The 13585-nt window shown below is 55.0% G+C and carries 15 protein-coding genes; 4 read left to right on the forward strand and 11 right to left on the reverse strand.

Going from position 1 to position 13585, the window contains the following annotated elements; all coding sequences use genetic code 11:
* Positions 1 to 43: 43 nt before the first annotated feature.
* The gene (locus Q0683_RS00500) at positions 44 to 340 is read right to left on the reverse strand and encodes a hypothetical protein (RefSeq protein WP_298612307.1); all 297 of its coding nucleotides are present in this window, start codon (positions 338 to 340) and stop codon (positions 44 to 46) included.
* A 112-nt stretch (positions 341 to 452) separates the two neighbouring features.
* Positions 453 to 785, reverse strand: a complete 333-nt coding sequence (locus Q0683_RS00505; protein WP_298975680.1) for a hypothetical protein — start codon at positions 783 to 785, stop codon at positions 453 to 455.
* A 389-nt stretch (positions 786 to 1174) separates the two neighbouring features.
* On the opposite strand from Q0683_RS00505, the gene Q0683_RS00510 reads away from it, so the two are divergent.
* A complete protein-coding gene (locus Q0683_RS00510) occupies positions 1175 to 2689 on the forward strand; it encodes a pyruvate kinase (protein ID WP_298975683.1) in 1515 nt (504 codons plus the stop codon).
* An 8-nt stretch (positions 2690 to 2697) separates the two neighbouring features.
* Here Q0683_RS00510 and Q0683_RS00515 read toward each other — a convergent pair whose 3' ends face one another.
* From Q0683_RS00515 to Q0683_RS00545, 8 genes are all read right to left on the reverse strand, one after another.
* Positions 2698 to 3951 carry an efflux RND transporter periplasmic adaptor subunit gene (locus Q0683_RS00515; RefSeq protein ID WP_298975686.1) on the reverse strand — a complete coding sequence of 418 codons (1254 nt, stop codon included), beginning with the start codon at positions 3949 to 3951 and terminating at the stop codon, positions 2698 to 2700.
* 25 nt (positions 3952 to 3976) lie between these two features.
* Entirely contained in the window at positions 3977 to 4912 is a 936-nt protein-coding gene (locus Q0683_RS00520; protein ID WP_298612295.1) for a DNA polymerase III subunit delta', read from the reverse strand.
* Entirely contained in the window at positions 4909 to 7662 is a 2754-nt protein-coding gene (locus Q0683_RS00525; RefSeq protein WP_298975690.1) for a CBS domain-containing protein, read from the reverse strand. Before Q0683_RS00525 ends, Q0683_RS00520 begins: the two co-directional genes overlap by 4 nt.
* A gap of 85 nt (positions 7663 to 7747) precedes the next feature.
* Entirely contained in the window at positions 7748 to 8242 is a 495-nt protein-coding gene (locus Q0683_RS00530) for an isoprenylcysteine carboxylmethyltransferase family protein (RefSeq protein WP_298612289.1), read from the reverse strand.
* 32 nt (positions 8243 to 8274) lie between these two features.
* Entirely contained in the window at positions 8275 to 8505 is a 231-nt protein-coding gene (locus tag Q0683_RS00535) for a 4Fe-4S binding protein (protein WP_298975694.1), read from the reverse strand.
* Positions 8506 to 8628: a hypothetical protein gene (locus tag Q0683_RS00540; RefSeq protein ID WP_298975697.1), complete on the reverse strand. Its 123-nt coding sequence runs from the start codon at positions 8626 to 8628 to the stop codon at positions 8506 to 8508.
* Entirely contained in the window at positions 8612 to 8704 is a 93-nt protein-coding gene (locus tag Q0683_RS10985) for a 4Fe-4S binding protein (protein WP_366142710.1), read from the reverse strand. Before Q0683_RS10985 ends, Q0683_RS00540 begins: the two co-directional genes overlap by 17 nt.
* A 208-nt stretch (positions 8705 to 8912) precedes the next feature.
* Entirely contained in the window at positions 8913 to 9944 is a 1032-nt protein-coding gene (locus Q0683_RS00545; RefSeq protein ID WP_298617236.1) for a D-alanine--D-alanine ligase family protein, read from the reverse strand.
* Between the two features lie 72 nt (positions 9945 to 10016).
* On the opposite strand from Q0683_RS00545, the gene Q0683_RS00550 reads away from it, so the two are divergent.
* The 3 genes from Q0683_RS00550 to atpC all read left to right on the forward strand — a co-directional run bounded on the left by Q0683_RS00550 (position 10017) and on the right by atpC (position 12373).
* A complete protein-coding gene (locus tag Q0683_RS00550) occupies positions 10017 to 10211 on the forward strand; it encodes a DUF2862 domain-containing protein (protein ID WP_149817325.1) in 195 nt (64 codons plus the stop codon).
* 227 nt (positions 10212 to 10438) lie between these two features.
* Complete coding sequence (gene atpD / locus Q0683_RS00555) at positions 10439 to 11887, forward strand: F0F1 ATP synthase subunit beta (protein WP_298612279.1); 1449 nt, start codon at positions 10439 to 10441, stop codon at positions 11885 to 11887.
* A 69-nt stretch (positions 11888 to 11956) separates the two neighbouring features.
* Positions 11957 to 12373 carry an ATP synthase F1 subunit epsilon gene (atpC, locus tag Q0683_RS00560; RefSeq protein ID WP_298612276.1) on the forward strand — a complete coding sequence of 139 codons (417 nt, stop codon included), beginning with the start codon at positions 11957 to 11959 and terminating at the stop codon, positions 12371 to 12373.
* A 64-nt stretch (positions 12374 to 12437) separates the two neighbouring features.
* Here atpC and prfB read toward each other — a convergent pair.
* A protein-coding gene (gene prfB / locus Q0683_RS00565) for a peptide chain release factor 2 (protein ID WP_298612273.1) occupies positions 12438 to 13551 on the reverse strand; the annotation gives its coding sequence in 2 pieces (ribosomal slippage) (positions 12438 to 13475 and positions 13477 to 13551; 1113 coding nt in all).
* Between the last annotated feature and the right edge of the window lie 34 nt (positions 13552 to 13585).

The following is a 13585-nucleotide window of genomic DNA, read 5'->3' on the forward strand; positions in this document are numbered from 1 at the left end:
TCTAAAACCACAAGTCAGCTTTTGCAATTTCTTCCCAATAAGTTTAGCCCTTACCGTACCACCACCGGCGATCGCTAGGGCTTAACTCCACCCAATAGAGGGTGATTACCATCATGGCGCCCGTTTCAATGTGACGTACCCAATAGCTGGGATGCCGTTTTGTGGCGTTATCGAGGACAAGCCGCCGGCCAATGCGCCGCCAACTGGGTTCTTTGCTGCGCCACGCAATGCGACAACAGGGCCACGGCAACTGCTCGCGATCAAAAAGGCGACAACAGGGGCCCACCACTTCGTAGCTAAAGGAGTAACCGGGACTGTGAAGTTGAGTCCCGCTTGCCAAAACAGGTGGCGGTTCTATTGCTAAAGATGAATGAATCAAAGGGATGCGCTTGAATGAATCAAAGGGATGCGCTAGCATGCAGGCCGGCTTTTTAGTGTATCAGGAATTCTCCTTAGGGTTCCTGTGCCGCCATCAAAAGGGTACAGCAGCTAAAGCCAACGACAAGTGGAAACAAAGACTGAAGCCAGCCACTCAAGCCTGTGGTCATCAAAGCGATCGCCAGAGCCAACATCTGCAGGCGGCGTTGCTGTGCTGATAGGGCAACCGGCAGTTCGATGAATTGCAGCCCCTCAGCAGGCAAAGGCAAGGGCATCGCTCCCCCCGGTGGAAATGCCCAATACTGGTACTGCTCAATAAAAAGATCTGTCCAGCCGTGCTCTTGGCACCAGGCCACTGCGGACTCATAGGAGTATTTGACTAACTGTAACGAGGGATAACGATCCATAGGGGCACTGGTCAGGGCAAGACAATCAACATCTCTATTGAGAACATAACAGAACTGAGAAATCTGTTTGCAACGCTTGTAGTAACTCTTAATCCTTTAGCTTCAGAGAAAATTAAGATTCTCCTAAAGAAGTCGGTAGATATACTGGAAAATAGATAGAGTAGCGTCAGAAAACACGAGGGTTCCTACACAACTACTCATTTCAGCTCGATTGCAGCTCGTTAATGTAAAGAAGTGTTTATTTAGATTTTTCGGTGAGGAGTATTGTTAAGCCACCAATCCAGGGTTTTCAACAATCATTAAAATTCCTGCAAACCCTTATGAAACCTTGCTGGGCAATGAGCCTAACCCAATCATGAAATCCCTTAAAAACTATCCAGGAGGCGGTCATGTTGCTGGAGGCACCGACGGTACCAATTTCACCTCTTACCTTGCTCCATAGCCTATTAGAACTGCGGCAGGAAATTACTAAAGAGGGGGAAGCCCGTTTTCAACAGTGGTACTCAAAAATTAAGCGATCCGAATTTATACCTAGTGCCCGCAATCTTGCCTACTATTTAGCCTTGCGCTGGCGGGATCTGCGGGCAATTCAAATGGCGTTGATGCCCTGGGGACTATCCTCCTTGGGACGCATTGAGTCACGGGTGTTACCCAATTTGGATGCGGTGATTAACACCCTAGGCGCCCTTTGCCATACCCATGAGGCATTGCCCCCTCGCCCCCCCCTAGAGGCTTTTTTTGCGGGCGATCGCCAACTGCGCCGCCAGACCGAGGAACTCTTTGGTCCCATTCGCGGCAAACGCCATGTGCGCATTATGGTGACCCTCCCCACGCAGGCGGCCACGGATCCGCAATGGAGTATTACACTCCTGCGCAAGGGGATGAACTGTGCGCGCATCAACTGTGCCCACGATGACCCCGCCACTTGGGAGGCAATGATTGGCCACCTGCGAGCGGCCAGTCAGCTAACGGGTCAACCCTGTAAGATTCTCATGGATTTAGGCGGTCCCAAACCGCGCATTGCGGAAATTGCCCCTGAAATGGTGCGTCTCCATCGGGGCGATCGCCTGCGCTTGACGAGGCAAATTTGCCTTGAAGCCACAGAAATCCCGCAATTTACCTGCTCCTTGCCGGAAATTTTGCCCCAGTTGGCGGTGGGACAGCGGGTCTGGATTGACGATGGCCACATTGGCGGCCAAATCATTCACAAAGATGAGCAAGGGGTTGAACTCACGGTTACCCACTGCAAGGAGGGGCAACGCCTCAAAGTGGCCAAGGGCTTGAACTTCCCCGACAGTGATTTGCGCCTGTGTCCTCTAACGGAAAGCGATCGCGCGCATCTGGCCTTTGCTTGCCGCCATGCCGACATCATTGGCTACTCCTACGTTCAGTCTGCTGAGGACATTGTGCTACTGCAACGGGCGTTGGAAAACTACTGTGGCGATCGCGCCGACCAGATGGGCATCATTGCCAAAATTGAGACTCCGAAAGCCATTCGGGCACTGCCAGAAATGATCATCCAAGCAGCGGGGCAGCAACCCTTTGGGGTCATGATTGCGCGGGGGGATCTCGCCGTTGAAATCGGCTACCAACGTTTGGCGGAAATGCAGGAGGAAATCCTCTGGCTGTGTGAAGCTGCCCATGTGCCGGTGGTGTGGGCCACCCAAGTCCTTGAAAACTTGGTGAAAAAAGGCGTGCCCTCGCGGGCGGAAATTACCGATGCGGCCATGGCTGAGCGAGCGGAATGCGTCATGCTCAACAAAGGTCCCTATGTGGGATTGGCAGTGGATATTCTCGACGATGTCCTTGTCCGCATGGAAGCTCACCAGCAGAAGAAAACCCCCCAGCTGCGGGCATTGCACTCGTGGCAGCCCTATGAAACAGCGGCGATCGTGCGCCAATAAACCTGCAATTAACCCTCCGAGAGGATACTGGGGCGAATTTTATCGCCGTCCCGCAGGGGGCGACTGGCGCGCACGACATAGCGCTCGCCGGGGTTCAACCCCCCGAGAACCTCCACCTTGTCCCCGCGCCGTTGGCCGAGAGTAACCGGCCGTTCTTGCACGCGATCGCCCACCACCACAAAAACACTGCCCTGGCGTGAGGACAGCCGCCCTTCTTCAAAGCCACTGAGAGCCGACTGAGGAATTATCAAGCGTGGTGCATCGGCTCTTTGGAAAGTTACCCGTGCCAGCAAACCGCTGCCTAAGCGTTCATCGGCATTGTCAATCCCCACTTCCACAGGAATCAGGCGAGCAGCGGCAGCAGCGGGTGAAATGCGGATAATCCGACCTTGGTAGGTGCGATTGGGAACGGCATCAAAGGTGATGGTTGCCCCTTGAGCGGGGGCTAATCTGGCCAGTTCCCGTTCTGAGACCTCCACCACCACCTTAAGTTGACGAATATCCCCAAGGCGCAGGATCTCTCCCCCCGGCTGCAGCAGGTTGCCCACTTCGGTGAGTCGCTCCAGCACCACCCCATTCAGGGGCGATCGCACAAGGGCTTGATTTAGGCGTGCCCGTGCCTGTTGAACAAGGGCTATTTGGGCTTGCACCCGTCCCTGGGCAACGGCCACCCCCTGTTGAACGGTCACCACTTCTGCTTCGCGGGAGCGCAGTACCTGCCGTGCCCTTTGGGCCGTTGTGCGGGCTTGTTCCACTGCTTGCGCTGAGACGGCACCCTCCCGCCCTAGGGTTTCAAGGCGGCGGGCATCGCTTTCTGCTTGCTGGAGGGTAAGACGGGCTTCTTCGACGGCGGTACGGGCACGGTTGACGGCGGCTTGGGCTTGAATCACTTCACTGCGGCGGGCGGCAAGTTCAGCCTCTGCTTGAAAAACCGCGTTTTTGAGGACAACCGGATCCACCTCCGCCAGCAATTGCCCCAATTGCACGCGATCGCCCACATCGACCCCAAGGCGAATCACTTGACCTTCTACTTGAGAACGCAGCATCACTTCACGATAGGGGCGTGTGGTACCCGTCAGAGTTGCCCCCGCTTCCAAGGGCGCCAACCGTGCCACAGCCACATCGGCGTTGACCCCTTCACGGTCTGGACGGGCAACTGCCGGTGATTCTAAGCGACCCATGGCCGACCGGCATCCCCCTAGGAGCACCGCGATCGCGATGGCTCCCAGCCATTGGTGCTTTACCATGATTGACCCTGTCATTTTTCCAACTGCTGCTGATAGCCTATCACACTCTCCCCCACTGCATTAGTAATACCTCCCAAACAAGGCGAGGCTGAACGTACTGCTGCAAATACTGGCGGGCACGCTCCAATTCCTGAAGCATTGAAACACACCGGGGAAACTCTCCCCCTTGCCACAGTTGCTGCTGCATTAGACTCAGAAGCCACAGCTGCCGTTCCACATCTAGGGACTGGCTGATGTCCCGTGCCAATTCCAAAGCAGTTTGTAGAGGTAGGGGGGCAGTCAGTTGTTCACCAAGGTGGCGAAACGCCTCAGGAATTTCTTGCCATGTTTGCCAGGCTTGCAGAATTGCCCCCGGCGACCCTGCTCCCAAAGCCAGCAGGGCGGGAGTGACTTGATGCCAAAACTCAGGGGGAGCCACCTGTGCCAGTACCTGTTCCATATCCTGACGATTAAGGGGATAGAAGGGAATGTGCTGACAGCGGGAAACAATTGTATTCAATAAAGCCGATGGACTGGGGGCAATGAGAATTAGCGTGGCACGCCCCGGTTCCTCAAGGGTTTTCAGCAGGGCATTGCCAGCGGCTTCATTCATGGTTTCGGCTTGGGTTAAAACCACCAGCGATCGCGGGGCGCGCATAGGCGGTTGGCTGAGGTGACGGCTGAGTTGGCGAATTTGCTCCAAGCGCAGTTGAGGCGGGCTGCGGGGAATCTCCTTATTTGCCGCAAGCAGTTGGCGACGGGTGTAGAGCGTCCCTTGCACACTGTAGGTGGGTTCTAGCCAGAGGACATCGGGGTGGTTGCTAAGGTCACTGTCCTCTTCGAGAATGGCGTGGAGGAAGCAGCGGGCAGTGAGGGCACGGCCGACGCCTTCAGGACCCACAAAAAGGTAGGCGGGTGCTAGGCGCTGGCGCTCAAGGGCATGGGTTAACAGTTGTACGGCGGTTGGCTGACCAATAACCGGTTGAAACCAATTCATGACCTCGGAAAATGGGCTTCAACATAGGCAATGGCACTGGGGCGATCGCTGACAAGGCCATCGAGCATTGCTGAGCGCAGGGCAAGGAGAATCTGCCGTAATTGCGGTCCACGGGCATAGCCCAACTGCTGCAGGTCGTGGCCATTCAAGGGGGGCTTTTGCAACCGCCACTGCCAGAGATATTCCCGCAAGAGGGTCACATCCGACAACGCTGCTTCACTCCCCTTTGCCTGCTGCACCGCTGCCAACAGCACAATTAGAGGGAGGGGCTGATGTTCTAAAAAGTTGCAGTAGCAACTGCGGGGTTGCTGGCTCTGCCGCAATGTCTGCCATGTCTCTTGAAAGTTAGGAAAAGTGTCGAGCCACTCCCAGATCTGCTCCCCCAGTTGCAGTTGACGGGCGATCGCCCCTGCGGTGGGAACCGTCACAATCAGTGCCAAGAGTTCTAGCTCCCACAGGGGAAAGCTTTGCCACTCCCGCCGCTCAGGAACCTCTGGCCACCACTCCCAAACCAATTTTAGGCGTTCTTTAGCTGCTGCATCAAAGGTGACTTGGCGATCTAAACACTCGAGGGCACCCAACTCCGCCAGCATTGTTAAGGCACGCTCACCGCCAAAGTGTTCGCCAGGGGCAAGGGGGAGTTCCAGAATATAGCGCAGTTCATTGCGCAGCCGACTCTGGAGGGAAGGCCGTTTTGAGGTGGAGCGATCGCCCCCTCGGGGCGCGCCTAAATGGCGATCGCGGCCGGCAAAAACACCGCTTGTCAGGGCATATTCGATGTACTGGCGGGTTTGCGGCTCTAGGTCAAAGCCAAGGCGCACCGCAAAACGCACCGCCCGAAAAATCCGTGTCGGGTCTTCAATAAAACTGTTGGGGTGAAGCACCCGAATCAACCGCCGCTGCAAATCCTCCTGCCCCCCAAAGAAATCCAGAATCTCGCCGTGGCGCGGTGGGGTAAGGCGCATGGCCAGGGCATTGATGGTAAAGTCGCGGCGGTAGAGATCTTGGCGAATCGAACTGGCTGCCACTTCCGGATGCGCTGCCGGATAGGGATAAAACTCACTGCGGGCAGTGGCAATATCTACGGCAAACCCTGCCAGGGCCGACGTCTTCGGCCAGTGGAGCGCAGCGGTTTGAAACTGACCGTAGATCTGTAAATCCGTCTCGGGGTAGAGGTCATGGAGCGCTTGCGCCAAATGCACCCCGGCCGCCTCCTCCTGTTGCACCCCATCTACAACTAAATCAAACTCCCGTGTGGGTAAGGGGCAATTCCCCTGGGCGATCGCCAGCAGCAGATCCCGCACGGCGCCTCCCACAAGGTAAAGTTGCCAGCCCTGTTCCTTGGCGATCGCCGCCGCCCGTTGTAGCAGTGCCCACAGTGCCTCCGGCAGCCGTTCCTGTAAAGCTTCGTAAAGATTTAAGGCTGGCAAAGGGCACACGGTTTCCGTTTCGCGGCTAAGGGCATAGAGATGGCGCAACACATCGGTACGGGTAACAATCCCCACAAGGTCACCCTGATCATTCACCACGGGTAACCGCCCAATATCGTACTGCACCATCAGGGCTTGAATCTCCGGTAACGGTGTCGTGGGCGAAACCGTGCGCACCGGTGCTTTCATATAGCCTTTGACCGGCGCATGGGCAAACCCATGGTGCAGCGCCACATCTAAATCCCGCCGTGAAATGATCCCTTGAAGTTCCCCTTCTGCACTCACCACCGACAGCCCGGAATGGCCATAGCGCAGCAAGATGCGGTGGGCATCGGCAATGGAGGTCTCTGGGCGGACAGTGCGCACAGGCGAGGACATGAGTTCTGCTGCGGTTGGCGGACGGGGAATTTGTTCTTTGAGGGTCTCAAACAGCTTTTCGAGCAGCGCCTCTGGATGGTCTGTGGTAACGGTTACTGCGGCAGCTTGGGCATGGCCACCCCCCCCCAGGGGAGTCAGCAAATGGGCAACATTGACCCTAGGAATGCGGCTGCGGGCAATAATCGCAAGATGATGTTGCCGATACTGATGCCCAAGGAGCAGGGCATCGCACTCACTGAGATCCGCCAATTGGCTGACTAACCGTGAGAGTCCAGGGAGATAGTCCGCTGTGTGCAGCAGTACCCAGCCCAGTCGGTAGCCGTGATGAACTACTTGCTGGAGATTCGCCCACGCCTGCCGCAGATAGGGTTGCAGCTCTGCACTCAAGCCAGCCTCGGAATAGGTGGCGATCGCCCGCTGATTTGCCCCTTGGTTCAACAGCCAAGCCAGGGCCTGCACATCCCGCACTGTGGTTTGCTCAAAGGTCAAAGAACCCGTATCGGCATGAATGCCCAACGCCAGCACCGTTGCTTCTGTCGGGGAAAGGGTAATTTTTTTAGCCTGCAACTGTTCACAGAGAATCGTGCTGGTGGCGCCAACGGGTTCTAACCATTGCTGCTGCGGCACAATGTCCCCTGTTACCTCTAAATGGTGATCGTATAGACCAATTCGGACGTGGGGCTGGTCTAGCCATCCTGCGGCTTGCCCCAACTGGCGGCGCCACTGCGTATCCACTACCCAAATTTGCCGCAATTGGCTAGGGTCAACGGCTCTTGCTTCAATGAGGGGATACTCATCGCGGTGATAGGCCAAAAACTCCCCCACCTTGGGGTGCGTCCCCCCCGTCAGGACAATTTTGGTACCCGGATACAGACGCGCCAGACCTACGGCTGCCCCTAGGGTATCAAAATCGGCAATTTGATGGCAAAGGACAACATCCATGAGAGCTTCGATAAGGGGACGGTAGCTACCCTGTATCCAGTCTGCGGCAAGTTGTGTTCCAGCCAAACCAGCAAAAGAACGGAAATCAGTAAAGGAAGGGAATCAGTTTTTTCACCGCCTGCCGATAACTGGCGTAGTCCTCAAACTTAGCCGCTAGCCACTGCTCCTCTTGAGCCGCCTTGCGGTCAAAGAAAATGAAGAGGGCGATCGCCCCCAGCCCGTGGGAAAGGCTCATTTGCCAAGCCGTATAAGCCAAGGCCAAAAAGATGACACTGCTATAGATCGGATGGCGCACCCACCCATAAACCCCCGTGGTCACTAATTGACTGTCTTCCTTAGGATGGGGGAGGGGCGTCAAGTTATTCCCTAGGTGAAACAGGCCAGCAATCCCCAGGCCAAGGCCAATCAGCCCCAAGCCAAGGGTCAGTCCTAGGCGCACCGACAAGGGCAAGCTCACCACTCGTACCACCGGCAAGAGAATAAAGCCAATACTGAGCACCGCTTGGCCAATGACCCAAAATTCTCCCCGTTGGTTGCGCCACCAGTCTTTACTGAATCCCCACTCCTGCAGTTTACTCACGTTGGTTGCTGTCTTCGGTGGATACCTTAATTCTAGTGAATGCTAGCGATCGCCTGCTTACTCCACAGGCAGCAATAATTTTGTGGCTTTAGCACTGGCTTTTTGGCTTTCGTTCGCCCACTGCCGAGCTTGCCCAGTGATTCTTGGAGAGTTCCCATGGGGCAAATGGCACACCACGCCCGCTGATTAAAAATCACCCCTAAGAGAATTGCCACAATGGATGTGACGACACACAGATTCACAAAGAGACCCCCCACCGCCATCTAATTGCTCCATGCCAAGGTCATGCGAATGGCAAAAATGGTCAAGCGAAAGACAGCCCAGCGGAAACGCTGTTTTTTGAAGAGTTTGGGATAGGGACGGTGGGGGCTAAAGTGATAAATCAAAGAAGGCGCCCCGAAGGCAGAGGTTACTACACCAGTAGCGGCTACGAAAATAGGCCAGCACGGGAATACCCAGCATGAGGTAGCCGAGCCACGGCTACCAAAGACCCCCAATCGCAATCAAGAAAAAATAGCCAAATTGTTGCCCATTGACTGGACTTGCTCCGCAAGGATTGTTTCATAACATGCCTAGCCATATAGTCTTATATGGCTATAGAGTTATTTAGTGGAATAAGTCAAGACCTTGATTCGCTGCCTTTATTGTTCTTCACATAAGGGGGAAGTCCCTAGCCGTGCCGTTCTAGCGCCAACTGCACCAAGCGATGAACTAACTCTGGAAAAGGCACGCCACTGGCCGCCCACAGTTGCGGGTACATACTCAGGGCTGTAAACCCCGGCAGGGTATTCACTTCGTTCATCAACACTTCCCCTGTGCTTGGGAGATAGAAGAAATCAAAGCGGGCAAGGCCGGCGGCATCAAGGGCTTGAAAAGCCTGTAGGGACAGGCTGCGGATCTGCTCACTCACTGCGGGGGGAATGTCCGCAGGGATATGGAGTTGGGCGCGACCCTCGGTATATTTCGTTTCGTAGTCGTAAAACTCACTGTTGTAGGTAATTTCCCCCACCACCGAGGCTTGGGGTTTGTCATTGCCGAGCACAGCGCATTCTAGCTCACGGGCAACTACACCTGCTTCAACAATAATGCGGCGATCCAATTCAGCAGCGGCCTCAAGGGCAGTTGTGAGTTGTTGGCGATTTTTTGCCTTGGTAATGCCCACTGAGGAACCAAGGTTGGCGGGTTTCACAAAGCAGGGATAGCCCAGTTCGGTTTCAATGCGATCGCACAAATGGTGGTAACGACAGGGATCCGACCAGAGGTCACTGCGCTGAAGGGCTACGTAGCGCACCTGGGGTAAGCCCACCGCGCCAAAGACCGTTTTCATCAGAATTTTGTCCATACCAATGGCCGAGGCGGCCACCCCTGAACCCACATAGGGGCGTTGCATCAATTGCAGCAGGCCTTGAATGGTGCCATCCTCACCGTTGGGGCCGTGGAGCATTGGGAACCAAACGTCAATGGTTTCAGCAACCGTAGGAAATTGCCAGAGGGACGCCTCTGGTGCTGGCTCAGCGGGGATGCCAACGCGGTCTGTCAAGCGCCAGTAACCATCTTTTTGAATATAGATGGGCACCACTTCATAGCGATCGCGATTGTCGCCTTCGGCAAAGGCTTGGGCGATCGCTGCTGCCGAGGCCACTGAAACCTCATGCTCCCGTGAGCGTCCCCCAAACAGTAGCCCAACCCGCAGACGACCCATAGTGTAAACCCGTGTGAATGTGACGGTTTCTTGGTAGGATTTTCAAGGATTATACAAAGTTTGGGAGTTGCTATGGACGTGGGGCAAAAAGTGCGCGTCTGTCGAATTCGCGATCGCGTCGCCCAAGACATCATTCAAAAACTCGGCCAAGTGGGTCAAATTACCGGTTTTAAGATGACCGATGGCAGTGGGGTTGGCGTTATTGTCACCTTTGACGACCGCTCCAGCACTTGGTTTTTTGAGGACGAAATTGAAGTCGTTGGCTAATTTCTGCCCTGCCGCCTTTTTCGCAGCAACTGCGCTGGGTCAATGAGACTCCAAACTTGGATCCGACCGAATCCGATAGAAAAAGGCCGCATTAGTGGTACGTTGTATTGTGGTGCGCTTGCACCAAGCGCTGCATTCCACTTTCAATCGCGATCGTTGTGCCCCTTGGCGAGCGATCGCCCTCTAAAAAACGCAAATGAATTTACCTAGACAGTAGGCAAACGTCCATGGTCATATCAGCAGAACGAACCAATGTAGGCTTTATTACTCAGGTCATTGGCCCTGTCGTTGACATTGAATTTCCCAGCGGCAAAATGCCCGCCATTTACAACGCCCTGCGGATTCAAGGCAAAAACGAGGCCGGCCTAGACGTGGCAGTTACCTGCGAAGTGCAACAACTGCTAGGCGATAACCGCGTCCGTGCCGTTGCCATGAGCAGCACCGATGGCTTAGTGCGGGGAATGGAAGTTGTTGACACCGGTGCCCCCATCAGCGTGCCCGTCGGGACGGCTACCCTTGGCCGCATCTTCAATGTGCTGGGTGAACCCGTGGACGAAAAAGGTGCCGTCAATGCCACTGAAACCCTGCCTATTCACCGTCCTGCCCCCAGCTTTACGCAATTGGAAACTAAGCCCTCGGTGTTTGAAACGGGCATCAAGGTGATTGACCTACTCACCCCCTATCGCCGTGGCGGTAAAATCGGCCTCTTTGGTGGTGCCGGTGTGGGCAAGACCGTGATCATGATGGAGCTTATCAACAACATTGCCACCCAACACGGCGGTGTCTCAGTGTTTGCCGGGGTGGGTGAGCGTACCCGCGAAGGCAATGACCTCTATAACGAGATGATTGAATCGGGTGTCATCAATAAAGACGATCCCAGCAAATCAAAAATTGCCCTTGTGTACGGTCAAATGAACGAACCCCCCGGTGCCCGGATGCGCGTAGGTCTGTCGGGGTTGACAATGGCCGAATACTTCCGCGATGTCAACAAGCAGGATGTTCTGCTGTTTATTGATAACATCTTCCGCTTTGTCCAGGCAGGTTCAGAGGTGTCGGCACTGTTGGGTCGGATGCCCTCTGCGGTGGGATACCAGCCTACCCTTGGTACAGATGTGGGGGCACTGCAGGAGCGGATTACCTCGACCACCGAAGGTTCGATTACCTCAATTCAAGCGGTTTATGTGCCTGCGGACGACTTAACTGACCCTGCGCCGGCAACCACCTTTGCTCACTTGGATGGTACCACCGTGCTCTCCCGCAGTCTGGCTGCTAAAGGGATTTACCCTGCGGTAGATCCCCTTGGCTCCACTTCCAATATGCTGCAGCCAGACATTGTCGGTGAAGAACACTATCAAACAGCACGCGCCGTCCAAGCTACACTACAGCGCTACAAAGAGCTGCAAGACATTATCGCCATTTTGGGTCTTGATGAACTCTCTGAAGAAGACCGCCTCACGGTGGCACGGGCACGGAAAATTGAGCGTTTCCTGTCGCAGCCCTTCTTTGTGGCCGAGGTCTTTACCGGTGCCCCTGGGAAGTATGTCCCCCTTCCAGAAACCATCAAAGGCTTCCAGATGATCCTCAGCGGTGAGCTGGATGATCTGCCAGAGCAAGCCTTCTACATGGTGGGCAATATCGAAGAAGCAAAAGCCAAAGCTGAAAAACTGAAAGCCTAGGTTTTGCAGAAGTAATAGAGGGTGGGGCAACCCACCCTGAGATTCCGATTGAGTGGCAAAGGAAGCGTTATGGTGATGACTGTTCGGGTAATTGCGCCCGATAAAACTGTTTGGGATGCCCCCGCCGAAGAAGTCATTTTGCCCAGTACGACGGGGCAGTTGGGCATTCTTTCCAATCATGCCCCCCTCTTAACTGCCTTAGAAATAGGTGTCATGCGGGTGCGCCAGAACCGCGAATGGGTGGCGATCGCCCTCATGGGGGGCTTTGCGGAGGTGGAAAACAACGAAGTGACCATCCTTGTCAACGGGGCTGAGCGCGGCGACAAAATTGACCTAGAAAAAGCCAAGGCCGAATTTGCTGAAGCCCAGGCTGCCCTTGCCAAAGCTGAACAGGGAGAATCCAAACAAGCCAAAATTCAAGCCACCCAAGCCTTTCGCCGTGCCCGTGCTCGCCTGCAGGCTGCAGGGGGTGTGGTGGAGATTTAGGTTCTCTTTCATTGGCTGAACTTTTGTCAAGACCTCCCCAACCCTTTAGGGGGAGGTTTTTTATTTAGCGGGACTCCTCTGTTTGCTGACGGAGATAGGCCTGGATAAAAGGATCGAGGTCACCGTCCATCACGTCCTGAACGGCTGTAGTTTCCACGTCGGTGCGTAGGTCTTTCACCAGTTGGTAGGGATGGAAGACATAGTTACGAATTTGGTTCCCCCAAGCCGCCTCAACGGCATCGCCACGAATATCGGCAATTTCCTTTGCTTTTTGCTCTTGGGCAATCACCAATAGCTTTGCTTTGAGAATGGCAAGGGCTTTTTCCTTGTTTTGCAGTTGCGATCGCTCTTGGGTGCAGCGGACGGCTAAGCCTGTTGGCTTGTGGACAATGCGCACTGCCGTTTCCACCTTGTTGACGTTTTGGCCGCCCTTGCCGCCACTGCGGGAGGTGGTAATCTCCAAATCGCTCTCGGGAATTTCCACTGTAACGGATTGATCTAGCTCTGGCATCACATCCACGCCGGCAAAACTCGTCTGCCGCTTACCATTGGCATTAAAGGGAGAAATGCGCACCAGGCGGTGGGTGCCCTTTTCCGAGCGCAGATAACCGTAGGCATAGCGGCCGCGAATCTCTAGGGTGGCCGACTTTATACCCGCTTCCTCTCCTTCCGACAGTTCCGCCAGATGGGTTTGGTAACCGTGACGTTCTGCCCAGCGGGTGTACATGCGCAGTAACATTTCTGCCCAGTCTTGAGCGTCAGTGCCGCCGGCGCCGGCATTGATTGTTAGGATGGCGTTATTTTTGTCGTAGGGTCCCTTCAGGAGCTGCTCCAGTTCCCAGCGGCTCAACTGGGTTCCTAGGTCTTTCAGCAGGGTTGTGGCTTCTGCTAGCAAAGATTGATCTGCTTCTAATTCAAGAAGCTCCAGAGCAGTTTCCACGTGCTCAAGTTTTTTTTGCCAATCCTGGAGTTGGCTGAGGGTGTCCTTAGTTTCAGTGAGCTGCTGTAGCGTAGCTTGGGCGGTTGCCGGATGATTCCAGAAGTCGGGTTGAGCCGCCGTGTGCTCAAGGTCATGAATTTTTGCCCTCAATGCAGCCGGGTCAAAGATAGTCCTGGGCATGACCCAGGCGATCGCGCAAGAGGGAAAAATCGCGTCTGAGGCTACTTAGGTCAACCATGCTACGATGCAAAAAGGTTAGATCAAAGGACAAT

Origin of the sequence: uncultured Thermosynechococcus sp., from assembly GCF_938074695.1 — a bacterium.
GTDB lineage: Bacteria > Cyanobacteriota > Cyanobacteriia > Thermosynechococcales > Thermosynechococcaceae > Thermosynechococcus.

What these genes read in the sequence shown, in the direction of transcription:
- Q0683_RS00505 (WP_298975680.1), bottom strand. Translation starts at nt 785, where the DNA reads ATGGATCGTTATCCCTCGTTACAGTTAGTCAAATACTCCTATGAGTCC.
- Q0683_RS00510 (WP_298975683.1), top strand. Translation starts at nt 1,175, where the DNA reads ATGTTGCTGGAGGCACCGACGGTACCAATTTCACCTCTTACCTTGCTC.
- Q0683_RS00515 (WP_298975686.1), bottom strand. Translation starts at nt 3,951, where the DNA reads ATGACAGGGTCAATCATGGTAAAGCACCAATGGCTGGGAGCCATCGCG.
- Q0683_RS00520 (WP_298612295.1), bottom strand. Translation starts at nt 4,912, where the DNA reads ATGAATTGGTTTCAACCGGTTATTGGTCAGCCAACCGCCGTACAACTG.
- Q0683_RS00525 (WP_298975690.1), bottom strand. Translation starts at nt 7,662, where the DNA reads ATGGATGTTGTCCTTTGCCATCAAATTGCCGATTTTGATACCCTAGGG.
- Q0683_RS00535 (WP_298975694.1), bottom strand. Translation starts at nt 8,505, where the DNA reads ATGGCGGTGGGGGGTCTCTTTGTGAATCTGTGTGTCGTCACATCCATT.
- Q0683_RS10985 (WP_366142710.1), bottom strand. Translation starts at nt 8,704, where the DNA reads ATGCTGGGTATTCCCGTGCTGGCCTATTTTCGTAGCCGCTACTGGTGT.
- Q0683_RS00545 (WP_298617236.1), bottom strand. Translation starts at nt 9,944, where the DNA reads ATGGGTCGTCTGCGGGTTGGGCTACTGTTTGGGGGACGCTCACGGGAG.
- Q0683_RS00550 (WP_149817325.1), top strand. Translation starts at nt 10,017, where the DNA reads ATGGACGTGGGGCAAAAAGTGCGCGTCTGTCGAATTCGCGATCGCGTC.
- atpD (WP_298612279.1), top strand. Translation starts at nt 10,439, where the DNA reads ATGGTCATATCAGCAGAACGAACCAATGTAGGCTTTATTACTCAGGTC.
- atpC (WP_298612276.1), top strand. Translation starts at nt 11,957, where the DNA reads ATGGTGATGACTGTTCGGGTAATTGCGCCCGATAAAACTGTTTGGGAT.